Consider the following 26151-nt stretch of genomic DNA (forward strand, 5'->3'; position numbering starts at 1 on the left):
CCTACTGAAACTCAGCAATGATGCTGCCACTGGCATCGAATTCACCCTCAGGTATTTCACTGCCGGGTTTGGCTATCGGTGCCGCCGTCAAATTCCACGAACCACTGTTGTTGTTGAAGGTTTTCAGATTATAAAATTTTCCCGGAATGACCGGCGAGTTGTCTGCTTTATCTTTCAGCACAATGCCCAGGTTTTTACGGTCGGTGCTACCGGTGGTACCGAGATAGTCCGGGCTGAAGCTGGCCAGGCCGGATCCTGAGGGCTGTACGCCTAATTTGATATTCAGCTTACTCATATCGAAGCTCCCTCCCTTGCAGGCTATTTTAATGGGAACATCTTTCTTAAAATTGTTACCGTTGAGCTGACTACTGTTGCCGGGAATGTCGCCAAAATTGACCACAATCGCATTACCGGCGTTAACTACGCATTTATCCGGTACGGTAATGATCGCTGATTTAAGGGTAACGGTCGTCAGTGGCGTATTGAGTAATACCGGTGTTAGCTCTTGTCGGCCATATAGCTTAACCAGTTCATAGCTGTTAAGTGAGACGCCATTAATGACGGGTTTGGTGATTTTGAACGTAACCTGCCCCTTCGATCCTGACTCAATGCGAGTATCAGTCGTAGGATTTTTACGACAACTTTTTTTATCCTGATTTGAAACGTCGTAAAAGGGTACGTCATAGCCAGGGGTAGGACCATTGACAATAAACACCTGAATTTTTACATCAAAATAGTCATTCAGGCGAAAATAACCCGGATTTATTGCTGAGGGTGTCATACCAGTGGTAGCAGTATAATATCGTGGTTTCTCCTTAATCCTTCCATCCGGGCAGTGAATGTACCCTGTATAGACAGCACCGCTGTTATTCCAGGGGGGGGGCATAATGACAGCGCCGGCCACATTATTTTTTATATCCAGCGTCGTCAAACTGACATCATAATTATGCGGTACCTGCGGCGTCACTTCGCCCTGTTCATATGCCAGGGCAGAGTGTCCTGTCAGCATGGCTGCAAACGCTAATGCCCCCCGAACCGTTAAACATTTTTTACAGCACGCAGTCATTGGGTTCATAAATACTCCACTCGTATATGCAGTGTTCCGAGATAGCTGCCACCGCTGACCCAGCTATCAGTCGCCTCTAAAGCGGCCATCAACGTCAGGCTGTGATTACCCGGCGACAGCAGATAGGGCGTCTGCGCCTGGTTAAGCGACAGCGGCTCACCTCGCGCGTCGAACAGCCGCAGTCCCAGGCCATGTACGTTACCTTCCAGCTGTAGCAGATCGTGGTTAGCGCCGTCAGGCTCGCCGCTAAAGAACAGGGAGACCACCCGCTCTGAACTGCTGAGCAGATGTGCATCGCGGCCGATAGTATGCCCGGGAAAATCCTCGTGTACCTGGCGGGCACCCGCCAGACAGTCCTGTAATTTCAGCACAAAGGTTACTTTTCGCGAACGGTCACCGGCATGATGAAACTCGCGTGCGGTAGCCGTTTTCATCTCCACCAGCTGCTCCTGCGACTGGCTGGCCAGAATGCACGGCGAGACCAGCACGTCACCGCGAAAGTGCACCGTACCGTACTGCCCATCAACGTTGTGCAGATCGCTGCGTGTATCCTTCAGCGCGGCAGCGGCTGGCCGGTCGGCCAGCAGTATCGCCAGACTCAGCAGCAGCCAGCGCAGGCGTGGTGGCCTGGGGTTAATCTTATCCATCGCTTGCCCTCCGCTCATCCGGGCCTGACCGCGCTACATTGCGCGCCGTTGCAGCGGTAATGAATTTCCGGGTGGCCGCCGTAGTCATTGACGTACATCACCATAAAGTCGCTCACGCTGCTGTCGGTTACCGGGATATCGAGCGTCGATTTCGGCGCAATCATCACCCCGGGAAAAGTGGTGATCGGTTCACCGCCCTTCTCCACCGCCTTACGGCTCAGGCCAATGATGGTGATAAAGTAGGGGGTTGGGTTAGTAGCGACGAAGGTTTTACCCTGCTTGTGAAAACTGACCTGATCCTGCCACACCGCGTCACGGCTGGCCGGGATCGCCGCCGTCGGACGATAGAACAGCTTGATGCGCGACTGCATGGAGAGCTGCAGCACGTTGGCCTTTTTCGGCTTCGGCGGGATCTCACGCACGTTAAGGTAGAACAGCGTTTCACGATCCTGCGGCAGCGCATTGATGCCGGCGGTTTTGGTCACGCGGATCACCCCTTTCTGGCCGCCGTTAATGCGCTGTAGCGCGGGCAGCACCAGCAACGGTGAGGTGATATGTTTACCGCTGGCATCTTCTACCCAGGCCTGGGCAAGGAACGGCACGTCCGGGCTGGTATTACTCAGATTGGCGCTGGCCGACTCACTGCTGCCGGTGATAATCATCCGCGTGCGGTCCAGTGAAATACCGGCCTGCGCCGCTCCGATGCCGCCGCTGACGACCAGTGTTAACGCCAGCAGCCTGCTGCTGACTCTCCATATATTCATATTCAGGTTCCTGTTAACCAAGTTCATTGCTTTCCCTCTTACTGACACGGCAACAGTAGTTGCGCCTGGCCGTGCGGAATCATCTTCGGCACCGTCAGCGCACAGTGAGTTTTACCGTCCCACTGCACGTCCAGCTGCTCTCCGGGCTTGATGCCCACCAGCCACGCCAGGCCGTCATCCATCACCATCGCCACGTTAACGCCATCGCCGTTGAGCACGTCGGCACCGAACGGCGGGGCGCTGCCACTCTGCAGACGCAGCTGTGCCATCATTTTCTCGCCCTGGGTAACGGAGAATTTCTGGTAGCCGATCGCGCCTTCGGTCAGCGTACTGGTGGCGATAGCATGGCTGGCGTCAACGTCCTGCTTCAACGCGTCGACGTCAATGCGGGTATCAAAGCTGCTGTAGCTGACCACATCAGATACCACGCCGAGGCCCCAGCGGTTGGTGACTGCCTGTTTATCGTTAAGGGGTACACCCGCCACGCCGCCGGTATCGACCATCACCCGTGCCGTGTCCTGGGTACCGCTGCTGCTGTTAAGCGCCACACCGTAGCGGGTAGCGGTGATGCCGCCGGTCGCCGTACCGCCCAGCGAAAGATAGCGGTCCTGCTGGTAGTTGAGGTTGGCATTAATATCAGCCACCTCGGCGCGGTGTTCGTAGAAGCCATCAAGCGCCACCTTGCCATCCTGGTCTGCGCCGGCACGCAGGCGCCAGTTGTTGTTGATGTCCCGGTTATCGCTGTATGAAGCCATCTGGGTGCTTTTTTTGCCGTGCACTTGCAGGTCATAGCCTGACCAGCGGCTGTCACCAATCGGTATCGAGACAGAAAGTGACAGGCTGTCGTCGCGCAACCCCTGATAGAGCGAACGGAACAGCGACAGGTTAGCGCTGATGTTCTTCACGCCGGCAATACGAAACGCGCGGCTGACCGACAGGCCGTAGCGGTCCTGACTGCTGCGATTCCAGTAGTTCTGGTGGGAATAGGTGAGGAACAGCGTAGTGCGCCAGTCCGGGTTATCCACCCAAAAGGTTTTATTACCGGTGATGGTGTACATCTCTTTTTCGTGGCCAGGGTAACGGTTATCGCTATAGCGCTCATCGAGGTATTGCGCCTGGGTGCGAAATTTTTTCTGCGAGAAGCGATAACCAGCAAAAGTAATGCTGCTGTTATATTCGTCAAAGGTCTTGGCGTAACTGAGCTTAAACGACATCCCCTGCTGCATGCTTTCATGCGGCAGCTGGCTCAGCGACTGGGTGACGTCCGCCGACAGCGCGCCAAAGACATTCAGATCGCGCCCGGCACCGAGGTTCCAGGCGTTATAACTTTTGCCGGACAGGATCGCCCCGCCGTATATCGACCACGCGTTGCTCAGGCCCCATGAGAAGTCACCGGTGTAAAAGGCGGGCCCCTGAATTTTATGGCTGTACTGTGAAGGCGCACCGACAGAGGTGTTGTAGCGAATGTAGCCGGGTCGGGTCAGATAAGGGATAGAGGCGGTATTGACCTCAAATGTACTGACGCTGCCATCCTGCTCCTCAACGCGCACGTCAAGCTTGCCGCGCACTGCGTTGCTCAGATCCTGAATGTTAAACGGCCCGGCAGGTACGGTGGTTTCATAGATGGTGCGCCCACTCTGGCTGACGGTCACTTTGGCGTTACTTTTAGCGATACCATGTACCTCCGGCGCATAGCCCTGCAGGTTCGGCGGCAGCATGCGCTCGTCGCTGGCAAGATTGATACCGGTAAAGCGCACCGTGTCGAACACCTGCGAGTTGGAGTAGATTTCGCCCAGCGTCAGTTTCGCCGCCTGCAGCGGCAGCGGCAGGTAAGCATAGATCTGGTTCCAGTCAAAACGGTGCCGGTGGTCACGGGCCGAGTAGTCGCCCTGATACTGAGCACGTAACCGCCAGCCACCGAGGTTGATCCCGGCCTGGCCATAGGCGGAAAAATCGGTACTTGAACCACCACCGCCCTTGATCTGGCGGGTGGTCTGCCCGCTGACACTGTAGTCAAGCAACAGCCCGGGGATCCCTCTGTCCCAGCGCTCAGGTGGTACCCAATCCGGATCGCTGTACTTCATCCACGCCTGTGGAATAGAGATATCCAGGCTGCCCTGCTGATTGTTCAGGGAGGCACTGGGGATTGATCGGATGTCATAACAGCTGTCACTGATTCTGCGCACGTGGTTCAGCGCCTCCTCTTTCAGGGCCAGCGCCTGAACAACGTCAACCGGCAGGCATGCCAGGCTCTGTTTCACGTTATCCGGCGAAACGATATAGGTAATCTTCTGCCGCTTAAAAAAGTTGCCGTTGATTTTCAGATCGAGCAGGTAGGTCGCGGGTGCGACGAAATTATTTTCAGCAAAGCGGCTGAGATCGACATTTTTACGATCGCCCGCATCCAGTGCGTCGGTACTGAATTCCACCGGGTCATTGGCGGCACCTGACGTATCCGCACTGGCCAGCAGCAGTAACAGTTCAAACAACAGCAACCCGATGTTTTTTCTCGTCATGCACTTCATCTGCAACGCATCCTTGCCACCCCGAAACGTTTATGGCTTCGCCGCCGGTTGAGTAGTCACAAGTAATCCATGAAAAAATGTACGCTGGCATAAAAACTGCCAGCAGTAATATTCTTTCTCAGTGGTACTATGCTGGCTTTAAAATTCAGCACATTATTGCCGTCAACTAATTCAATCCCGTTCGTGGGCTGGCCAAATATAATCGGCTCATCGTTAATTGCGCTCAGACGTATGGCAAAACCTTTTGCTTCGCCCACCACGCTGACCAGTCGATCGCTGCTGCCAGGTGTATCACTAAGAAAAGTTACCCGGGCGCGATGCCAGTTCAGACCCGAGGTCAAACGGCTGAGCAGCGTGCAGCCCACCAGCCTGACGTGAAACACGTACTGCAGGTTACTGTCCGACTGCTGCAGGATCTCCCTGACCGTTAACGGGCCAAAGTCCAGCCACTGATCGCGATCCGGGTAGTCAATGCGGCATGGGGCTTCGATAATTTCTCCGCTGATGCGCATTTCACCCGGCGTACTGGCTATATCACCCGCTGCTGCTGCAGCCTGCCCGGACAGGGCTAACAGCAGCAGCACGCAAATCCCTTTGCTTAGGATCATCTTCCCTCCGACTCAGATTGCCCATTTGGCAGCACAATCCTGACTACGGCCCTGCGCTGCCAGGCCGCCTGCATTACTGATAGTCAATCTGGAAGTTGATAGCCGACTGGAAGGCACCCGGCACCACAACGCTGCTGGCGCTCGCAGAGTCCGCCTGAATAAAGGCGACAAACGGGATTTTTGTCACACCGTTCACCAGGCTGACCTTGGCTGAGGCCGTGCCCCAGACTACATCCTGGTTGCCGTTATCCTTCAGACCCACGCCGGCACCGCTGGCGGTGCCGGAAGTGAAGGCTGCCAGTTTGTCGTTGGCCGGATCGACGGTGTTCGGCGTGTAGGTCACAGTGGCGGTTTTCGCCACTGTCGTATCGCAGCCCTGCAGTTCGATATCCTTCCGCACATTGCCGGCACGCTTATGGTCCTTCAGTGATGCGGTGGTGATCTGGCCAAATTCGACCTGCACCGGGCTGGAGTTCGGCGCCAGGCCGCAGGCTGAGTTCACCAGCTCTCCGGTAAGCAGAATTTGCCCCTGCGTCGGTGTACCTTCATAGCCCGCAGCCAACACATAGCCAGTGAAGGTCGCTAGCGTCACTAATCCCACTGCCTGCAATAACTTGTTCAGTCTCATATTTAACATCCTTGAAATCTAATTAATTAAGTAAAATGGAATATGCTATCGCTCTCGCGATGCGAATAACAAAATATCATCCAATGAGAAATATGAAAATTATTATTCAAGAGAAGTAAAAATGCGACATTATGATTCACGAAAATTAAAAATAGAGGAATTTGATAAAATAAATCCTGATAGAAAAACAGCACAAAAAAACAAAAATACCATAAGAAAACCCATGCATCAAAAAATAGCGTTACATAATCACTTAATTAATAAAAGTTATGACCTGGGCTTTTTTTAATCAATAACAACAACATTAGATAACATAAAAAAAAGTCACCATTACCAATTTTAATGCAATCGTAATTTAACCAAATATTACGATGGAGAGCAGATTAGTATAATCTGCTGGCAAAGCGTCAAACCGCCCTTAGTGGGGCGGTTAATAACAGCAGCGCGGTGGGTATCCGGGTTACCCGACCGAGCCCCCTTCCTCCAGCGGACCGTCTGGATCGGCAGGCAGGACGATAAAGGTGCCCTCAAACACCGCACCCACCTCATCATTGCCAAACAGCTCCACCTGCAACTGTACCCGCGCCTTACGCCCGCGCGCCAGGCGGTCGAGATCGCCGCTCAGCGAGCCGAGGTCGGCGCTGGCCATCGGCTTGCCGGTGACCGGTTTACTGTAGCGAATATGGGCATCGGCGAGGATGATGGTGCCGCCGAGGTGGCGTTCGCGCAGCAGCAGCCAGATCAGCCCCCAGCCGGTCAGAGTGGCCAGTGAGAACAGGCTGCCGGCAAACAGCGTGTGGTGCAGGTTCTGGTTGCCGGTTTCCGGCATGGTAGTAATAAATTTCTGCCCGGTGTACTGCTGAATACGCACGCCCATCTTTTCACTGAGCGGGATATGTTCGTACCAGGCCTGCTGCAGCTGCCCGCACCAGTCGGCGCGGTGCAGGATATCGTCCAGCGTCACCACCGGTTTGATCATCAGGAAGTGGCGAACCGGCGTGGTTTGCGGGGCGGTGATCTCCCCTTCGTTGAGGTAGCCGAGCTTGGCAAAGAAGTCGACAGCGTCTTCACGGGCGCTGCACACCACCCGCTTCACCCCCTCCTGGCGCGCCACCGACTCCAGCGTCATCGCCACCAGCGTACCCAGCCCTTTGCCCTGCACGGAAGGGTGCACGGCCATAAAGCGGATCGCCGCTTCGTTATCGGCGTTGATATAAAGCCGCCCGGTGGCGACGATATTACCCTGTTCATCCACCACCATCTGGTGGTGCGCCAGCGCATCCCAGGCATCGCGCTCGGAGCCCATCGGCTGATGCAGCGGCTTGCGCAGCATCTCCCAGCGGAACTGGTAGTAGGCGTCTAACTCTTCAGCTGTTTCAGGTACGCGCAGGTGATACATAAAGTGGTTCTCTCTGTCAGAGTCTGTCCGGCTGTTCCCTGGCCGCTCCGTCAGCGGCATCAAACCTGTAGCCAGAAGGTCACGGGGCCATCATTGACCAGCGAGACCTGCATATCGGCGGCAAAACGCCCGGTTTCAGTGGCAATGCCTTTTTCACGACAGCAGGCGGTAAAGTACTGATAGAGGCGGTCGGCTTCGTCCGGGGCGGCACCGCCGGAGAAGCTCGGCCGCATACCCTTTTTGGTATCGGCCGCCAGGGTAAACTGGGAGACCACCAGCAGGCTGCCCCCGGCCTGCTGCACGTTGAGATTCATCCTGTCATTGTCATCGCCGAAGATGCGGTAGCCCAGCACCTTCCCGGCCAGCTTTTCGGCGTGCGCGGGGGTGTCCCCTTTCTCCACGCCAAGCAAAATCAACAGCCCCGGGCCAATCTCCCCGACGGTCTCCCCGGCAACGGCGACGCTGGCGGACAGCGCACGCTGAATTAATGCAATCATACTTCCTCGTTTTCTCGTTCTTGTTCTTCTTGTTTCAGGCGACGGTAGTCGCCAAGGGTGGCGGTGATTTCAGCCCCCAGTAAGACAATACACCAGGTCCAGTAAACCCATAGAAAAAGGATGGGTATCACCGCCAGTACGCCATAAATCAGCTGATAAGACGGGAACATCGTAACATACAGCGCAAAGGCTTTTTTGCCGAGTTCGAACAGCGCTCCGGCCACCAGCGCGCCGATCAGCGCATCGCGCCCCGCCACCTGCGCGGTAGGCACAATGCTGTACAGCAGCCAGAAGGCCATGCAGGAGAGCAGCAGCGGGAACAGCCGCAGCAGCATATCCAGCGCGCCGCTGACGCCGCTGACCGTGGCCCAGTGTAATGAAAGCACGTAAGAGCTGATCGCCAGGCTGGCCCCGGCCAGCAGCGGCCCCAGCGTCAGGATCATCCAGTAAATGGCAAACGAGTAGACCAGCGGCCGCTTGCGCGCGCTGCGCCAGATGGCATTCAGCGCCGAGTCTATTGAGTACATCAGCAGCAGCGCGGTGACGATCAGGCCGCCAATGCCAACCGCGGTCATTTTATTAACGTTGGCGACAAACTGCTCCAGATAGCTCTGGATGACGTTGCCGGCGGCCGGCACAAAGTTATTGAAGACAAAGCTCTTCAGCTGAACGCTGACCTCCGAGAACATCGGAAAAGCCGCAAACAGCGCAAACACCACCGCAATCAGCGGCACCAGCGACAGCAGCGACACGTAAGCGAGGTTACCCGCCAGCGTGGTCATGCCGTCGTCATCAATTCGCTGCCACAGCAGCTTCATCCACGACCAGAAAGCGCGCAGGCGGTGGCGATAGTGGTTAACCCGGCCCGTCATTATTTACGATCGGCAAAAAAGGTGGGCACCACGTGCTTATCGGTGACGTGTACGCTGTGGATCCCCAGCGCGCGCGCGGCCTCAACGTTCTCGAGGTTATCGTCGAAGAAGATCGCCTCTTCCGCAGAGACATCCTCTTCATTCAGCAGCCGCTGGTAGATCGCCGCTTCCGGCTTACGCACACCCATATCCTGCGACTGATAGATTTTATCGGCGGCCTGTAGCACTTCCGGATACTGCGATGGCCAGAAGCTGTAGTGCAGACGGTTGGTATTGGAGAGGATCACCACCCGGTCGCCCTGCTCGCGAAGTTTATGCATGATGGCAATCACTTCCGGACGCACGCCGACAAATACCGCCTGCCAGCCCGCCGCAAACTGCTCAAAGCTCAGCGCGATATCCAGCTGTTCAGACATTTTTTCCGCGAACAGCGCGTCGCTAATCTCACCGCGCTCATGCTGGTGGAAGCTGTCGTCCATTTTAAAATGGCTTTGCAGCGTGGCTAACGGCACCCGCCCGAGATCGCTCCAGACCCCAAGCACCCGGTTGAAATCAATATCAACAATGACGTTACCTAAATCAAAGATATACAGCATGGTCGGCTCCTTTTGCTCCGGTGAGTTATTCACTCTAGCGGGAAAATGGCAGGCTGAACAGGTGAGGCGCAGGAAAAGCGGGGTGACTAGTCCTGGTATAAGTTGACACCTTCAGCCAGCGATCAACGCCTGATGAACCTCATCAGGCGTTTTATATTTTAGCGCCAGATGTGGACGCTCCCCGTTGTAGATTGCTACCGACTCCGCCACCATTTTTTTTGCCTCATGCAGATCGGCCGGACGGTGCAGGAGAAATTCCGTTTTCAGTATCCCGTTGACTCTTTCTGCCAGCGCATTCTGATAACAGTCGTAACCATCGGTCATCGAACAGGTTATTCCATATTTTTGATGCATCGCCTGATACTTTTCCGAGCAATACTGGATCCCCCTGTCTGAGTGGTGTATCAGTTTCAGTTGACCGCGCCGGTGTCGTAAGGCACAGCGAAGCGCCTCCATAACCTCTTCAGTTTTAAGGCTTTCATGGACGTGGTAGCCCATGATTTTACGTGAGCAGGCGTCGGTTATCAGACTCAGATAAACCATGTCACCCCGGGTTGGAAGATATGTAATATCTGCAACCCAGGCCTGTTCAGGACGGCTAATTATCACCTGGTCTGGACCCTTTTTTAGCAGATTTGGATGCCTGCGGAACCGATGATGGCTGTTAGTTGTTTTGTGGTATGCACGCTTGCAGGGAACCAGCATTCGGTGTTCAGACAGCAGTGTGAACAGCCTGTCACGCCCCACTGGCGGGGCTATCTGTGCCTGGCTGTGAAGCAGGTAATGAAGTTTCCGTGTGCCTATTCGCGGCTGGCGTAGCCTGACTTTCGCCACGAAACGTATGACCTCAGCCGACTGCCTCCGGCGGGCGATATCCCGTTTGTTTTGCTGGTACCAGGACTGTCTGCTGTGCCCAAAAAACTGACAGACACGGCTGACCGTCAGCTTTTTGGCCGGAGTTTGCGCGAGGACTTCCCGGGCCGCTTTTTTACGATGCTTACCCCGTAATCATTTTTTAAAACGTTCACAACCGCTTCAAAAAACTCAGCTTTCTGGCTGACCAGTTCAAGCTGTTCTTCAAGTTCCTTGATTCTTTGTTGTGGTGTGAGAGGGGTCGGGGGCTGATTCACAGGCAGACTCCTGGTTGAGAGATTGGGCAAAGTTGGACTCCAGTTAAGGCGTCCATGTTTGCGTAACCAGGACAGAACGGTTGAACGTCCCTGGATGCCATAGCGCTGCTGGGCTTGTTTGTAGGTCAGTTCGCCTTTCTCGACCTGCTCAACAACGGCCAGTTTAAAAGACAGAGTGTAATCTCGTTGGGTGCGTTTGAACTCAGTATTCATCACGTTCTCCGGAATTAAGTCGGAAACGTGTCAACGCTATTCAGGACGGGTCAGGGCGAAAAAAAAGGCCGGAGATTATCCGGCCTTATCGACGTTGTTACCCGGGAAAGAACTTACTCTTTCGGGCCGCGGCCAGCGCGTTTACGGTCGTTTTCAGTCAGGTGACGTTTACGGATACGTACGGAAGCCGGGGTCACTTCTACCAGTTCGTCATCATCGATGAACTCAAGCGCCTGCTCGAGGGTCATCTTCTGTGGCGGAACCAGGGTGGTGGCTTCGTCAGTACCGGACGCACGCATGTTGGTCAGCTTCTTACCGGTCAGGCAGTTCACGGTCAGGTCGTTAGAACGTGAGTGAATACCGATGATCTGGCCTTCATACACTTCCGCACCGTGGCCGAGGAACAGCTTACCGCGATCCTGCAGGCTGAACAGGGCGAACGCAACCGCTTTACCCTGGCCGTTAGAGATCAGCACGCCGTTCTGGCGCTGGCCCACTTCGCCCGGACGCACGTCGTCGTAGTGGCTGAAGGTGGAGTACAGCAGGCCGGTACCGGAAGTCATGGTCATGAATTCGTTACGGAAGCCGATCAGGCCACGGCTTGGGATTTCGTAGTCGAGACGTACGCGGCCCTTGCCATCCGGATCCATGTTTTTCATGTCGCCTTTACGCTCGCCCATCGCCTGCATCACAGAACCCTGATGCTGTTCTTCGATGTCGAGGGTCACGTTTTCGAACGGCTCCTGCTTGCGGCCTTCGTGCTCACGGAAGATAACTTTCGGACGGGATACCGCCAGCTCGAAACCTTCACGACGCATGTTTTCGATCAGAACTGACAGGTGAAGTTCACCACGACCTGACACGCGGAAGGCGTCAGCATCCGGGGTTTCTTCAACACGCAGTGCCACGTTGTGCACCAGCTCTTTGTTCAGACGGTCGAGGATCTGACGTGAAGTCACGTACTTACCTTCTTTACCACAGAACGGAGAGGTGTTAACGCAGAAGAACATGGTTACGGTTGGTTCATCAACGCTCAGGGCCGGCAGCGCTTCCACGTTCTGCGTGTCGCAGATGGTGTCAGAGATGTTCAGCTCACCCAGACCGGTGATGGCGATGATGTCGCCCGCTTCCGCTTCGCTCGCTTCGATACGCTCCAGGCCCATATGGGTCAGAACTTTACCGACTTTCGCGTTGCGGGTTTTGCCTTCGCTGTTGATCACGGTGATCTGCTGGTTAGGCTTCACTTTACCGCGCTTGATACGGCCGATACCGATCACGCCCAGGTAGTTGTTGTAGTCCAGCTGGGAGATTTGCATCTGCAGCGGCGCTTCCAGCTCAACCTGTGGTGGAGAAACGTGTTTCACGATCGCTTCGTACAGCGGAGTCATGTCTTCCGCCATATCTTCATGATCCAGGCCGGCGATGCCGTTCAGGGCAGAAGCATAGATGATCGGGAAGTCGAGCTGTTCGTCGGTCGCGTCCAGGTTCACGAACAGGTCGAAGACCTGGTCAACAACCCAGTCAGGACGCGCGCCAGGGCGGTCAACTTTGTTAATTACCACGATCGGCTTCAGACCATTAGCAAATGCTTTTTTGGTCACGAAGCGGGTTTGCGGCATCGGGCCATCCATTGCATCCACAACCAGCAGCACCGAGTCGACCATAGACATCACACGCTCTACCTCACCGCCGAAGTCGGCGTGTCCTGGGGTATCAACGATGTTGATGCGGTAGTCGTTCCATTTAATGGCGGTGTTTTTTGCGAGGATGGTAATCCCACGCTCTTTCTCCAAATCGTTGGAGTCCATTACGCGTTCGGTTGCTTCGGTGCGGGCGTCAAAGGTCCCGGACTGCTGCAGCAACTTATCAACCAGGGTAGTTTTACCGTGGTCAACGTGGGCAATAATGGCGATGTTACGCAAATTTTCGATCACAGCTTTGCCTCAGGCATTTAGAAATAGCGCGCTATTGTACACGGATTAATCGAAGGACTGAACAGGATCACAAATTTCATCTAAAGATAACTGTCCGGATTGCTTTTGCAGCCATTTTCAGTGCAAACATTGCACTGAGTCGAAAAATTGCACCAAAACAGTGCCCATTTATCACTCAATGGCACCAAAATGGTGCGCGATTTCCATCGTGGTGCAGTCCTCGTCTTACGAGAGGGCGCATCATAGCGCTTTTTAGGCGTAATTAGAAAGTTGGCATAGATTTCGCTTTAGTTCATACAAGCGAAAAATGCCAGTTTCCACAACGGTTGATAGCTTGTCAGAGATCTTTATTATCGGAGTCAGCGCGGTCATGAGCCATGCGCACCCGTGAAGGTCTCTAAACACGACGACAACAAAATCCAGGAGAGTTAAGTATGTCCGCTGAACACGTTCTGTCGATGATGAATGAGCACGAAGTCAAATTTGTTGACCTGCGTTTTACCGATACTAAAGGTAAAGAGCAGCACGTTACCATTCCTGCACATCAGGTTAACGCTGACTTCTTCGAAGAAGGCAAAATGTTTGACGGTTCTTCTATTGGTGGCTGGAAAGGCATCAATGAATCCGACATGGTTCTGTGGCCAGACGCGACCACAGCAATGATCGACCCGTTCTTTGCGGACACTACCCTGATCATCCGTTGTGACATTCTTGAGCCAGGCACGCTGCAGGGCTACGACCGTGACCCACGTTCCATCTCCAAGCGTGCAGAGGACTTCCTGCGCTCTTCCGGCATCGCAGACACCGTTCTGTTCGGACCTGAGCCAGAGTTCTTCCTGTTCGACGACATCCGTTTCGGCAGCAGCACCTCCGGTTCTCACGTGGCTATCGACGATATCGAAGCCTGCTGGAACACCGGTAAAGAGTACGAAGGCGGCAACAAAGGCCACCGTCCGGGTCTGAAAGGCGGCTACTTCCCGGTACCACCGGTCGACTCTTCACAGGACATCCGTTCTGCTATGTGTCTGACCATGGAGCAGATGGGCCTGGTGGTTGAAGCTCACCACCACGAAGTGGCAACCGCAGGTCAGAACGAAGTGGCCACCCGCTTCAATACCATGACCAAAAAAGCCGACGAAATTCAGATCTACAAATACGTTGTCCACAACGTAGCGCACGCCTACGGCAAAACTGCGACCTTTATGCCAAAACCAATGTTTGGTGATAACGGTTCCGGTATGCACTGCCATATGTCTCTGTCTAAAGGCGGCACCAACCTGTTCTCTGGCGACAAATACGGCGGCCTGTCTGAAATGGCGCTGCATTACATCGGCGGTGTTATCAAGCACGCTAAAGCGATCAACGCCCTGGCTAACCCGACCACCAACTCATACAAGCGTCTGGTCCCAGGCTACGAAGCTCCGGTAATGCTGGCTTACTCAGCCCGTAACCGTTCTGCTTCTATCCGTATCCCGGTGGTTTCCAACCCGAAAGCGGTGCGCATCGAAGCACGCTTCCCGGATCCAGCGGCTAACCCGTACCTGTGCTTCGCGGCACTGCTGATGGCAGGCCTGGACGGCATCATCAACAAGATCCACCCTGGCGATGCGATGGACAAAAACCTGTACGACCTGCCGCCGGAAGAAGAAGCTGAGATTCCAAAAGTGGCCGGTTCTCTGGACGAAGCGCTGGCTGCACTGAACGAAGACCGCGAGTTCCTGACCCGTGGTGGCGTGTTCACTGATGACACCATCGATGCCTACATCGCACTGCGTCAGGAAGAGATGGACCGCGTGCGTATGACTCCGCACCCGGTTGAGTTCGAACTGTACTACAGCGTTTAATTTTACGTAGTTCACCCGGTGACGTTGCGACAGTGGTTGACCTGCCGCCGCAACGGAGCCCGGGATTTTGTTGCCGTGGAAACTTCAGCCCATCTCCGGATGGGCTTTTTTCTCCGCCCGGCGTCGTCAAACGCGACGAAAAACGGGCTGTGAGACTATAATGCACCAACATGGTGCAAATAATTCACGCAGGAGAACGCTGTATGGCAGCTGGCACGCAGCCCGATGCTGGGCAGATTCTCAATTCTCTGATCAACAGTATTTTACTGGTTGATAGCGATCTGGCGGTTCATTACGCCAATCCCGCCGCTCAGCAGTTGCTGGCGCAAAGTTCCCGTAAGCTGTACGGCACGCCGCTGCCGGAGCTGATGGGCTATTTTTCCCTGAATATTGCGGTAATGCTTGAGAACCTGGATGCAGGTCAGGGCTTTACCGACAGTGAAGTAACGCTGGTGGTCGACAGTCGGGCACACATTATGTCGCTGACCGCCCAGCGCCAGCAGGATGGATTGATCCTGCTGGAGATGGCGCCGATGGACAACCAGCGCCGTCTCAGCCAGGAGCAGCTGCAACACGCTCAGCAGGTGGCCGCGCGCGATCTGGTTCGCGGGCTGGCCCATGAGATCAAAAACCCGCTCGGTGGCCTGCGCGGGGCCGCACAGCTGCTGGCGAAAGCGCTGCCCGATCCATCGTTAACCGAATACACCAAAGTGATCATTGAGCAGGCCGATCGCCTGCGCAACCTGGTGGACCGGCTGCTGGGCCCGCAACAACCCGGCATGCACGTCACCCAGAGCATTCACCAGGTCGCCGAACGGGTGGTCAATCTGGTGTCGATGGAGCTGCCGGACAACGTGTCGCTGGTACGTGACTACGATCCGAGCCTGCCCGAACTGCCCCACGATCCGGACCAGATCGAGCAGGTGCTGCTGAACGTGGTGCGTAACGCGCTGCAGGCGTTAGGCGACGCCGGCGGCACCATCACCCTGCGCACCCGTACCGCCTTTCAGCTGACGCTGCACGGTACCCGCTACCGCCTGGTGGCGCGTATTGATGTTGAAGATGATGGCCCGGGTATTCCTGCGCAGCTGCAGGACACGCTGTTTTACCCGATGGTCAGCGGCCGCGAAGGCGGCACCGGGCTGGGTTTATCTATTGCCCGCAGCCTGATTGACCAGCACTCCGGCAAGATCGAATTTAAGAGCTGGCCGGGCCACACTGAATTTTCTGTTTACTTGCCTATTCGCCAGTGAGGTTTCTATGCAACGAGGGATAGTCTGGGTCGTCGATGACGATAGCTCCATCCGCTGGGTGCTTGAACGTGCGCTCACTGGAGCCGGTTTAAGCTGTACCACCTTTGACAGCGCCAGCGAGGTGCTTGATGCCCTCGCCAGTAAAACCCCGGACGTTTTGTTATCAGACATTCGTATGCCGGGGATGGACGGGCTGGCGCTGCTGAAGCAGATCAAACAGCGCCACCCGATGCTGCCGGTGATTATTATGACCGCCCACTCCGATCTGGAGGCCGCGGTCAGCGCCTACCAGCAGGGGGCGTTTGATTACCTGCCCAAGCCGTTTGATATTGATGAAGCGGTGGCGCTGGTCGAGCGCGCCATCAGCCATTATCAGGAGCAGCAGCAGCCGCGTAACCAGCCGGTCAGCGGCCCGACCGCCGATATCATCGGTGAAGCTCCGGCGATGCAGGACGTATTTCGCATTATCGGCCGCCTGTCACGTTCGTCGATCAGCGTGCTGATCAACGGCGAGTCAGGTACCGGTAAAGAGCTGGTGGCGCATGCCCTGCACCGCCACAGCCCGCGGGCGAAATCCCCGTTTATCGCGCTGAATATGGCGGCAATCCCGAAAGACCTGATCGAGTCCGAGTTGTTTGGTCATGAGAAAGGCGCGTTTACCGGTGCCAATCAGATCCGTCAGGGCCGCTTTGAGCAGGCCGACGGCGGCACGCTGTTCCTTGATGAGATCGGTGATATGCCGCTGGACGTGCAGACGCGCCTGCTGCGCGTGCTGGCCGACGGGCAGTTCTACCGGGTGGGTGGCTACGCGGCGGTGAAAGTGGACGTGCGCATTATTGCCGCCACCCACCAGAACCTGGAGCTGCGCGTGCAGGAGGGCAAGTTCCGTGAGGATCTGTTCCACCGCCTGAACGTGATCCGCGTACATCTGCCGCCGCTGCGCGAGCGCCGTGAGGATATTCCACGGCTGGCGCGCTACTTCCTGCAGGTGGCAGCACGGGAGCTGGGCGTGGAGGCGAAAATTCTGCACCCGGAGACCGAAACCGCGCTGACCCGCCTGCACTGGTCCGGCAACGTGCGCCAGCTGGAGAATACCTGCCGCTGGCTGACGGTGATGGCCGCCGGTCAGGAGGTGCTGATTCAGGACCTGCCGCCGGAGCTGTTTGAAACCGCCACGCCGGACAGCCCGACGCAGTCGCTGCCGGACAGCTGGGCCACGCTGCTGGCGCAGTGGGCCGACCGCGCGCTGCGTTCCGGTCATCAAAACCTGCTTTCCGAAGCACAGCCGGAGATGGAACGCACGCTGCTGACCACCGCCCTGCGCCACACCCAGGGGCACAAGCAGGAAGCGGCTCGGCTGCTGGGCTGGGGGCGGAATACGCTGACCCGTAAGCTGAAAGAGCTGGGGATGGAGTAAGCCACGGCGGCAAACCGGGGATAAGCCGGCGACTGAAGAGGTGGAGAAACGCGCCGCTGGATCAGAGAAGCCGTGAGAGAGGCGGGACGCGCAGGCGCCCGTCTTTTTTTGTCAGATCACCCGCGAAAATCGCGTCTCTGCGGCGTTCTGCCGCAGGTAACTGTCAAAGCACATGCAGACATGACGAACCAGCATGCGGCCCTTAGCGGTCACCTGTAGCCCCTCTGCGTGCTGCTCCACCAGCCCGTCAGCCACCAGCGGAGCCAGCTGCCGTAGCTCGTCGGCAAAATAGCGCCGGAAATCGATGCCATACCCGGCTTCAATCGCGTTGAACGACAGTGAGAAATTGCAGATCAGGCTTTTGATCACCTCACCGCGCAGGCGGTCGTCATCGCTCAGCTGCAGCCCGCGCCACAGCGCGCTGTGCCCGGCGTGGATCTGCCCGTAATACGCCTTCAACTCTTTATGATTCTGCGCATAGCTGTCGCCGAGGTAGCTGATCGCCGACACGCCCATTCCCAGCAGGTCGCTGCCGGCGTGCGTGGTATAGCCCTGGAAATTACGGTGCAGCTGGCCGCTGCGCTGGGCGAGCGCCAGCTCATCGTCGTGGCGGGCAAAATGGTCCATGCCGATAAACTGATAGCCCTGCGCGGTCAGCGTGCTGATAGTGTGCTGCAGGATCTCCAGCTTCTGCTGTGCTCCCGGCAGGTCCCGTTCGTGAATTTTACGCTGGGCGGCAAACAGGCTGGGCATGTGCGCGTAGCTGAACACGCTGAGGCGATCGGGGTTAAGCGCCACCACCTTTTCGAGAGTGAAGGCGAAGCTCTGCGGGGTCTGTGCCGGCAGGCCGTAGATCAGGTCGATGCTGGTGGAGGCGAAGCCCAGCTGACGCGCGCGCGCCACCAGCGCAAAGATAAACGCCTCATCCTGTACCCGGTTAACCTTCTCCTGCACCTGCTTGTTAAAATCCTGCACCCCCATACTCAGCCGGTTAAAGCCTTCGGCGCGCAGGTGGTCCAGCATATCGAGTGCTATCTCGCGCGGGTCAATCTCAATCGAGATCTCCGCGTCGGCGTTGATGATGAAGTGCTGACGCAGGCAGTGCATCAGCCGGCTAATCTGCGCCGGGTTAAGGAAGGTCGGCGTGCCGCCGCCCCAGTGGATCTGGCTGACCTGCCGCCGCGCGAACAGCGGAGCACGGGCGCTGATTTCACGCACCAGCGCGTCCAGGTAGCTGTCTGCCTTATGCTGCTGGCGGGTCACCTGCTTGTTACAGCCGCAAAAGTAGCAGAGCCGGTGGCAGAACGGGATATGCAGATAGAGCGATAGCGGGCGCTCAGGGTAACGTTGCGCGGCGAGCATAAACGCCCGGTCATCATAATCCTGACGGAACTCCAGCGCGGTGGGATAGGAGGTGTAGCGTGGGCCGGAGGTGTTGTATTTCTGGATCAGCGGGAGATCCCACTCAATGCATTGCCTGTTCATGGTGACTCACCGTTTTCGCCCCGGATGCGGTCGCCGGACAGCGGGGGGCTGCCGGCTAACCAGCCTGCGGCGCAAACGGGCTTTTTTGTGCGCCAGCCGCTGTAGTTTAAACAACAGCCACCCCAGCCAGCTCAGCAGAATTAACGCAATAATTGATCCAGGCCAAATCATGGTGAGAGAATTCTGGCTGATGCGGCAGCGCAGATTGCGCTACCGCAAGGTTGACGTCGGAGAATCAGACGGAGAACCTGACGTTCTCCGGATGGGCAAGGCGCTGACGGGCTTACTGGCCGCCCTTCAGCAGACGGTACATGTCCTCTTCCGCCTGCTGATCTTCTGCCTCTGCATCATCATCCAGCGCGATACCCAGCTGTTCCATCAGCACGTCGATACGGTCCAGCGACTGATCGAGCCAGGCCTGGTCTTCCGCAGACAGCGTTTCACCGTTCTCCAGACGATCCAGCAGCGTATCCAGACGCGGATCGCTTTCCAGCGCAGCCAGCTCCTCTTCCGGTGACTGGCGCTTCTTCTCAGGTGCCGGTTTCGCGACTTTAGCCGGCTTCAGCGGTTTGCTGGCCGGCACGTTGGCACCGAGAGCGATAGGCTTTTTGCTGCCGATGCGCGGGTCTTTTGCCGCACTGCTGCTGCCGTTTTTCGGTTTTTCAGCGACCGGATTAGCCCGGCTGCCGGAGACGTTACCGCTGCCTTTTTTATTACGCTTGCGATCGCGCGCTTCCTGATTAAGTTCTTCGCGGGACTTGCGTTTTACCCGTGCTGGTTTTTTACCCTGGGGTGCGTGTGCTGGTTGCTTCATGGTTTCTGATCTCAGACGTTTATCTTCAGTATAGAATTGCGCCGGAATCTAGCAGAAAGCGCAGCAAGAAAAAAGGCGGCAGGTCACCCTGTCGCCTTTTTTCGCACCTTCTACAGAAGGATTTACAGTATCAATGTCCTTTTTAGCAGCCAACGTCCCTGTTTTCCTTTGCCTCTGCCCACTCCTGTACCGCCCGCCATCATCCTGATGTTCCCTGAGCGCTTCATCCTGAAGGAAAACATCCTGTTTCCGGTATCTACTTTAGACGACGGAGCCAGTCTCACAAGGTGACTGCCTGATAATTTACTATTTCACTTATCAGGTCATAATTAACTGACTGAAAAATATAACAATAAAGTTTTATGATTTTTTTAAAATCAGAGAGTACTGTCAATACTGATGGCAAATCTCTTACAGCAGCAATGCTGGCTTGTCTCTTACCGGGCGCTTTAGCGTCATACAGGGTATAATCAACGCAATTGCCCTTTTTTCTGGAGTATCTATTTTGTCTGGCTGGAATTATCACCTTACTCATTTTGTTACCAGCGCCCCCGATATTCGCCACCTGCCCTCCGATACCGGTATTGAGGTGGCGTTCGCCGGGCGTTCCAATGCGGGAAAATCCAGCGCGCTGAATACGCTGACCAATCAGAAAAGCCTGGCGCGTACCAGTAAAACGCCTGGACGCACCCAGCTGATTAACCTGTTCCAGGTGGCCGAAGGTTATCGCCTCGTCGACCTGCCCGGCTATGGTTATGCCGAAGTGCCGGAAGAGATGAAGCTGAAATGGCAGCGCGCACTGGCAGAGTATCTGCAGGAGCGGCAGTGCCTGAAGGGGCTGGTGGTGCTGATGGATATTCGCCATCCGCTCAAAGATCTCGATCAGCAGATGATCAAATGGGCGGTACAGAGCGGGATCGAAGTGCTGGTGCTGCTGACGAAAGCCGATAAGCTGGCTTCTGGCGCACGCAAAGCGCAGCTAAACGCCGTACGCGAAACCGCGAAAGGGTTTGTCGGCAACGTGCAGGTGGAGATGTTCTCATCGCTGAAGAAGATTGGCGTGGATAAGCTCAGCCAGAAGCTGGACAGCTGGTATCGCGAGATCCCACCGGCGGTGGAAGAAGACGCAGAAGAAACACAATAAAAAACGCCCCAGTCACAGCGTGACTGGGGCGGCTAAATATTCAGCCAAATCCGATTACGTGAAGTAAAAGGTCTGAAAGATAGAACATCTTACCTCTGTACCCTACGCGACGAACTTTACCTGATTTTTTGAGCGGTCAAAAGGGTTTTCTGTAGTAAATTTTCAGAAAACGACCGGATTAATCCAACATAAGTCACATAACGACAGCAATCCTGTAGCTTAATTACTAAAAAAATGCTTTTGCTTGAAACGCTTAGCTGCATTTTTCTCCACAGGTCCATTGTGGCCGTTGCTGAACCGATTAATCCGTACGATTTTCTTATGACCGATCGGGCCATCCGGCCTGAAGAACAGACCGGAGCATGGCCCGTGTTAGCAGCGCCTTAGTGCGCTTCATCCCAGTTATTACCTACGCCGACCTCAACGCGCAGCGGCACGTCCAGCGTCATGCTGCTCTCCATCAGCTGACGAATTTTTGCCGTCGCCGCCTCAACCGCGTCAGCACGGACTTCAAACACCAGTTCATCGTGTACCTGCATAATCATGGTGACGTCTGAATCCGGCGTGGAGGTCAACCAGTCATCCACCGCAATCATCGCCCGTTTGATAATGTCCGCGGCGGTACCCTGCATCGGTGCGTTGATCGCGGCACGTTCCGCCGCTTTGCGACGGATGGCATTGCTGGCGTTGATGTCCGGCAGGTAGAGACGACGGCCGTCCAGCGTCTCAACGTAGCCTTTCTCCGCGGCCTGCTCGCGGGTGCGCTCCATATACTGCAGCACGCCCGGATAGCGCTGGAAGTAGAGGTCCATATACTTCTTCGCTTCACCGGCCGGAATATTGAGCTGGCGCGACAGGCCAAAGGCGCTCATACCGTAAATCAGGCCAAAGTTAATCGCTTTCGCGCTACGGCGCTGCTCACCACTTACCTTGTCCAGCGCGACGCCAAACACTTCGGCGGCGGTGGCGCGGTGAATGTCCTGCTCGCTGGCAAATGCAGTAAGCAGTCCCTTATCCTGCGACAGGTGCGCCATGATACGCAGCTCAATCTGCGAGTAGTCCGCCGCCAGGATCACGTGCCCCTGAGGAGCGATAAAGGCCTGCCGGATGCGCCGACCCTCATCGTTGCGCACCGGGATATTCTGCAGGTTCGGATCGCTGGAGGAGAGGCGCCCGGTGGCCGTTACCGTCTGGTGATAGGAGGTGTGCACCCGCTTGCTGACCGGGTTGATCATCTGCGGCAGCTTGTCGGTGTAGGTCGACTTCAGCTTCGACAGCCCGCGATGCTCCAGAATCACCTTCGGCAGCGGATAGTCGAGCGCCAGCTCCGCCAGCACCTCCTCACTGGTAGACGGCGCGCCGCCCGGGGTTTTTTTGGTCGGCTTGATGCCCTGCTTTTCAAACAGAATGGTCTGCAGCTGCTTAGGCGATGAGAGGTTAAACGGTTCGCCGGCCAGATCGTGCGCCTGTTTTTCCAGCTCGGCCAGACGGTTGCCCAGCTCCTGTGAGTGCGCCGCAAGAATCGCCTGGTCGATCAGCACGCCGTTACGCTCAATGCGTGAGATCACCGGCACCAGCGGCATCTCAACCTGCTCGAACACCTGCTTCGGTCCGGTTTCTGCCGCCAGCAGCGGCCACATTTTCAGATGCAGCTGCAGGGTGACGTCGGCGTCTTCCGCCGCATAATGGCTGGCCTGCTCGAGCGCGATCTGATTAAAGGTCAGCTGGTTCTTCCCTTTACCGGCAATCTCCTCAAAGGTGACCGTCTTATGGTTCAGCCAGCGTGCCGCCAGCGTATCCATATCGTGGCGGCCGGCGACGCTGTTCAGCGCGTAGGATTCAAGCATGGTATCGAAACGGATGCCGCGCAGCTCAATGTCATAGCGCTGCAGCACGCCGCGGTCGTACTTGAGGTTCTGCCCGACCTTCAACGCACCCGCGTCTTCCAGCAGCGGCTTCAGCCGTGCCAGCACCTCGCTGCGGTCCAGCTGCTCCGGCGCATCAAGATAGTCGTGTGCCACCGGCAGATAGGCAGCCTCTCCCGGCGCTACCGCAAAAGAGAGTCCGACGATGTTGGCGCTGAGGGTATCGAGCGAGTCGGTTTCCAGATCAAAGGCAAACAGCTCGCTGTTCTGCAACTTCTGCAGCCAGCTGTCGAACGTCGCCTGATCCAGAATGGTGACATAGCCGTCAGCGGAGAGCGTACTCACCGATTCGGCTGGCTCAGAGGCGGGATCTGCCTGCTGCTCCACTGCGGCAACTTTTTTCGCTGACGCGTTGCCACGGTTGCCCTGCAGCCATTTACCCTCTTCCAGATCGACGATCCAGCGCTTAAATTCGTAGTGTTTAAACAGCTCCAGCAGCGCTTCCACCGCCGGTTCAGTCACCGTCAACTGCTCGCAGGTTAACTCCAGCTCAACGTCGGTTTTGATGGTCGCCAGCTGGTACGAGAGGAAGGCCATCTCCCTGCTCTGTTCCAGTTTGGCGGCCATGGTTTTTGCCCCACGGAAGGTCAGCGTGGCCACCTTGTCCAGATTAGCGTAAATCTCTTTAATGCCGCCTAATCCCTGCAACAGCGCCTGCGCCGTTTTCTCCCCCACGCCGGCCACACCCGGAATGTTATCGGAGGAGTCGCCCATCAGCGCGAGGAAATCGATGATCAGTGACGGTGGGATACCGTATTTGGCTTCCACCTCGTCCGGGCCAAGAATGGCGTTGTTCATGGTATTGATCAGCGTGACGTCCGGCGATACCAGCTGGGCCATATCTTTGTCACCGGTGCTAATCAGCACCGGTTTACCCATTTTTTCCGCCGCCAGCGCCAGCGTGCCGATCACATCATCGGCCTCGACGCCCGGCACGGCCAGCAGCGGCAGCCCCATCGCTTTCACCATCGCGTGCAGCGGTTCAATCTGCGCGCGCAGGTCGTCAGGCATCGGCGGGCGATGGGATTTATAGGCCTCAAATAATTCGTCGCGGAACGTTTTACCCTTAGCGTCAAACACCACGGCGACGTGGCTTGGCTTATATTGCAGCAGCAGGCTGCGCAGCATGTTCAGCACACCATACATGGCGCCGGTCGGTTCCCCGGCTGCGTTGGTTAGCGGGGGGAAAGCATGATAAGCGCGGTACAGGTAGGAGGATCCATCTACCAGGATCAGCGGGTTTTCTGCAATTTCAGCCATAGGGGGTCACGTTCTTCCGGGTTGCTTCGATGGGTGTAAGGATGCCACAGCCGGGCATAAAACAGGAAATCGCAACGGCGATTATTCAGGATGTGATGCAATTACTGCGGCATGGCGCGCAATGAGGTTCTGTGGATAAGTTTGTGTGTAATTTTTCTGATCGGATGGCAGGAACCGATAACAGCATCAGCAATTATCACTATTTATTCTAATAATCATAAGGTTAATTTGATTCTGAATAAGACAATCTGACTTTTTCGACATTTTTCATTTGTGGATATAAGTCAAAGATATAAAGCGGGATAACGCGATATATGGCTGGAGAAAGCACAATTTCACCACGTTCATTCCATAACGATAAAAAAAACGCCGGCTCATGGCCGGCGATAATCTGACCGTTGAGCTTACTTCTGGCTGACCAGGAACTTCACCACGTTCGCAAAGCCCTGCACATAGTTGTCCATTGAGCTGGTGTCGAGACCGCCGTTGTTAACCATATATTTGCCGTTAACGAACATCGCCGGCACGCCGCGCAAATCCAGATCGGCTGCAGCTTTCTCCTGCTGAGCAACCAGTGATTTAACGACAAAGCTGTTCCAGGCCGCGTCGTAATCTTCTGGTTTGATGCCGGCAGCTTTCACAAAGGCCGCCTTCAGGCTGGCCGCATCGGTGATGGTCTGGCTTTTCTGAATACCGTCAAACAGCGGTGCCGTAACTTTATCTTCCACGCCCAGCGCCATTGCTACCGCCCAGGCCTGGGTCACGGTTTTACCCAGATCGCCGCCGAGGAATTCAACGTGATATTTGGTGACCTTAACGTCCGCAGGCAGGTTTTTCTTTACCGCATCACTCACGTGCCAGACTTCTTCAAACTCAAAGCAGTGTGGACAGAAGAATGAGAAGAACTCCAGCACCTGGGGTTCACCGGTAGCTGGTTTATCCAGCGTCACATACTCTTTGCCATCGGTAAATTGTGCAGCGGAAGCGCTGAAAGCCAGAACCATGCCGACCAGCGCAAACAAAATCTTTTTCATTGTGAAACTCTCTCCTCGTAACGGATCAGTAGGTGAACAAAAGGACTATCACAGCGGGTAACCTGGCATTAACTGCAGCGGGGGTTCCTGCAAAATCCGGTCCTGTTCAGTAAAAATGGAAATCTGACGGCGCCAGAAATCTTCATCCGTCATCCACGGGAAACTGCCCGGGAAAGCCGGATCGTGCCAACGGCGTACCACCCATGCCAGATAATAAACCATCCGCATAGCACGTAAAGGTTCAATCAGTGACAATTCATGTTCGTCAAAGTCGCTGAATTCACGGTAGGCCTCCAGCAGAATATCCCACTGCAGACGCTGTTCCTGGCGATCGCCGTTGATCAGCATCCACAGATCCTGCACTGCCGGGCCATTGCGCGCGTCGTCCAGATCGACAAACAGCGGGCCATCACGCCAGAGAATATTGCCAGGGTGACAGTCACCGTGCAGACGCAGCGGCTGCCACTGAGTATGCCAGCTGTTTTGTAAAGTTGTGCGCAGGCGCTCCACGCTGGTCAGTAAATTATCTTTCATCCCGGCAGGCACCAGATCGCTGGCGGCCAGCGTGGCTAAGGGCTGGTCGATATACTCCTGTAATCCCATCGTCGGCCGATCGGTGAAGATTTTTTTACGGCCGGTCTGATGAATGCGCCCGAGATAACGTCCAACCCACTCCAGCTGATCGTAGTTATCCGTTTCATACTGGCGGCCGCCGAGGCTGGGAAAGACCGCAAACCAGAACCCCTGATGCTGTTGCAAGGTGGTGCCGCCCAGCGTCAGCGGGGCTGCGACAGGCACCTCATCGGCGAACAGCTCGGCGGTGAACTGATGCTCCTCGGCGATTTGCGCCTGTGACCAGCGCTGTGGTCGATAAAATTTGGCGACATAGCGCCGTTTATCTTCATCGGCGAACTGGTAGACGCGGTTTTCGTAGCTGTTCAGCGCCGTCAGGCCGGATTCCACGCGGATCCCGCTATCCCACAGCGCATCGAGGATGGCGTCTGGCGTCAGCGTGTCAAAGTTAAAGGCAGGTTCTTTCATCCGGCATGCTCTTACGGGAAATGTGCCTGCAAGAATATCATTAAACGCCGGTCGT

The 26151-nt window shown here is 55.9% G+C and carries 20 protein-coding genes and 1 pseudogene; 4 read left to right on the forward strand and 17 right to left on the reverse strand.

The genetic code is table 11. From position 1 onward, the window contains the following. Window position 1 precedes the first annotated feature (1 nt). The 12 genes and pseudogenes from GKQ23_RS23300 to typA form a co-directional block, all read right to left on the reverse strand. Window positions 2-1075, reverse strand: coding sequence for a fimbrial protein (locus GKQ23_RS23300; protein ID WP_212409537.1), 1074 nt, complete (start codon window positions 1073-1075; stop codon window positions 2-4). After that, window positions 1072-1713, reverse strand: a complete 642-nt coding sequence (locus GKQ23_RS23305) for a fimbrial protein (protein ID WP_158239905.1) — start codon at window positions 1711-1713, stop codon at window positions 1072-1074. Before GKQ23_RS23305 ends, GKQ23_RS23300 begins: the two co-directional genes overlap by 4 nt. A gap of 14 nt (window positions 1714-1727) precedes the next feature. Further along, the gene (locus tag GKQ23_RS23310; RefSeq protein WP_212409538.1) at window positions 1728-2477 is read right to left on the reverse strand and encodes a molecular chaperone; all 750 of its coding nucleotides are present in this window, start codon (window positions 2475-2477) and stop codon (window positions 1728-1730) included. Window positions 2478-2515: 38 nt separating this feature from the next. After that, complete coding sequence (locus GKQ23_RS23315) at window positions 2516-4993, reverse strand: fimbria/pilus outer membrane usher protein (protein WP_212409539.1); 2478 nt, start codon at window positions 4991-4993, stop codon at window positions 2516-2518. 65 nt (window positions 4994-5058) lie between these two features. After that, window positions 5059-5610, reverse strand: coding sequence for a fimbrial protein (locus GKQ23_RS23320; RefSeq protein WP_212409540.1), 552 nt, complete (start codon window positions 5608-5610; stop codon window positions 5059-5061). Window positions 5611-5683: 73 nt separating this feature from the next. Further along, entirely contained in the window at window positions 5684-6238 is a 555-nt protein-coding gene (locus GKQ23_RS23325; protein ID WP_212409541.1) for a fimbrial protein, read from the reverse strand. Between the two features lie 460 nt (window positions 6239-6698). Further along, the gene (gene fabY / locus GKQ23_RS23330; RefSeq protein WP_056233521.1) at window positions 6699-7637 is read right to left on the reverse strand and encodes a fatty acid biosynthesis protein FabY; all 939 of its coding nucleotides are present in this window, start codon (window positions 7635-7637) and stop codon (window positions 6699-6701) included. Between the two features lie 59 nt (window positions 7638-7696). Beyond that, window positions 7697-8134, reverse strand: a complete 438-nt coding sequence (dtd, locus tag GKQ23_RS23335; RefSeq protein ID WP_056233519.1) for a D-aminoacyl-tRNA deacylase — start codon at window positions 8132-8134, stop codon at window positions 7697-7699. Beyond that, complete coding sequence (locus GKQ23_RS23340) at window positions 8131-9006, reverse strand: virulence factor BrkB family protein (RefSeq protein WP_101506471.1); 876 nt, start codon at window positions 9004-9006, stop codon at window positions 8131-8133. The genes dtd and GKQ23_RS23340 overlap by 4 nt, the downstream gene beginning before the upstream one ends. Next, entirely contained in the window at window positions 9006-9602 is a 597-nt protein-coding gene (gene yihX / locus GKQ23_RS23345) for a glucose-1-phosphatase (protein ID WP_056233516.1), read from the reverse strand. Before yihX ends, GKQ23_RS23340 begins: the two co-directional genes overlap by 1 nt. A gap of 86 nt (window positions 9603-9688) precedes the next feature. After that, window positions 9689-10945, reverse strand: a pseudogene (locus tag GKQ23_RS23350) (IS3 family transposase). Window positions 10946-11058: 113 nt separating this feature from the next. Further along, a complete protein-coding gene (typA, locus tag GKQ23_RS23355) occupies window positions 11059-12879 on the reverse strand; it encodes a ribosome-dependent GTPase TypA (protein WP_056233514.1) in 1821 nt (606 codons plus the stop codon). A 434-nt stretch (window positions 12880-13313) separates the two neighbouring features. Here typA and glnA point away from each other — a divergent pair, with 434 nt between their 5' ends. From glnA to glnG, 3 genes are all read left to right on the forward strand, one after another. Then, window positions 13314-14723, forward strand: coding sequence for a glutamate--ammonia ligase (gene glnA, locus GKQ23_RS23360; protein ID WP_056233513.1), 1410 nt, complete (start codon window positions 13314-13316; stop codon window positions 14721-14723). Between the two features lie 203 nt (window positions 14724-14926). Next, window positions 14927-15976: a nitrogen regulation protein NR(II) gene (glnL, locus tag GKQ23_RS23365; protein WP_056233511.1), complete on the forward strand. Its 1050-nt coding sequence runs from the start codon at window positions 14927-14929 to the stop codon at window positions 15974-15976. 7 nt (window positions 15977-15983) lie between these two features. Then, window positions 15984-17393: a nitrogen regulation protein NR(I) gene (glnG, locus tag GKQ23_RS23370; protein WP_101506470.1), complete on the forward strand. Its 1410-nt coding sequence runs from the start codon at window positions 15984-15986 to the stop codon at window positions 17391-17393. A 111-nt stretch (window positions 17394-17504) separates the two neighbouring features. Here the strand turns inward: glnG and hemN are convergent, their stop codons facing one another. Both hemN and yihI read right to left on the reverse strand, forming a co-directional pair. Further along, on the reverse strand, window positions 17505-18878 hold the full coding sequence (hemN, locus tag GKQ23_RS23375) for an oxygen-independent coproporphyrinogen III oxidase (RefSeq protein ID WP_212409542.1): 1374 nt from the start codon (window positions 18876-18878) through the stop codon (window positions 17505-17507). Window positions 18879-19161: 283 nt separating this feature from the next. Then, complete coding sequence (gene yihI / locus GKQ23_RS23380) at window positions 19162-19692, reverse strand: Der GTPase-activating protein YihI (RefSeq protein ID WP_212409543.1); 531 nt, start codon at window positions 19690-19692, stop codon at window positions 19162-19164. Window positions 19693-20197: 505 nt separating this feature from the next. Here yihI and yihA point away from each other — a divergent pair. Continuing rightward, window positions 20198-20836 carry a ribosome biogenesis GTP-binding protein YihA/YsxC gene (yihA, locus tag GKQ23_RS23385; protein ID WP_056233504.1) on the forward strand — a complete coding sequence of 213 codons (639 nt, stop codon included), beginning with the start codon at window positions 20198-20200 and terminating at the stop codon, window positions 20834-20836. A gap of 383 nt (window positions 20837-21219) precedes the next feature. Here the strand turns inward: yihA and polA are convergent, their stop codons facing one another. The 3 genes from polA to GKQ23_RS23400 all read right to left on the reverse strand — a co-directional run bounded on the left by polA (window position 21220) and on the right by GKQ23_RS23400 (window position 26096). Further along, a complete protein-coding gene (gene polA, locus GKQ23_RS23390; RefSeq protein WP_212409544.1) occupies window positions 21220-24021 on the reverse strand; it encodes a DNA polymerase I in 2802 nt (933 codons plus the stop codon). A gap of 404 nt (window positions 24022-24425) precedes the next feature. Continuing rightward, entirely contained in the window at window positions 24426-25055 is a 630-nt protein-coding gene (gene dsbA, locus GKQ23_RS23395; RefSeq protein ID WP_101506466.1) for a thiol:disulfide interchange protein DsbA, read from the reverse strand. Between the two features lie 48 nt (window positions 25056-25103). Further along, complete coding sequence (locus GKQ23_RS23400) at window positions 25104-26096, reverse strand: serine/threonine protein kinase (protein ID WP_212409545.1); 993 nt, start codon at window positions 26094-26096, stop codon at window positions 25104-25106. Window positions 26097-26151 lie beyond the last annotated feature (55 nt).

The organism is Erwinia sp. E602, from assembly GCF_018141005.1.
In the GTDB taxonomy this organism is placed as follows: domain Bacteria; phylum Pseudomonadota; class Gammaproteobacteria; order Enterobacterales; family Enterobacteriaceae; genus Erwinia.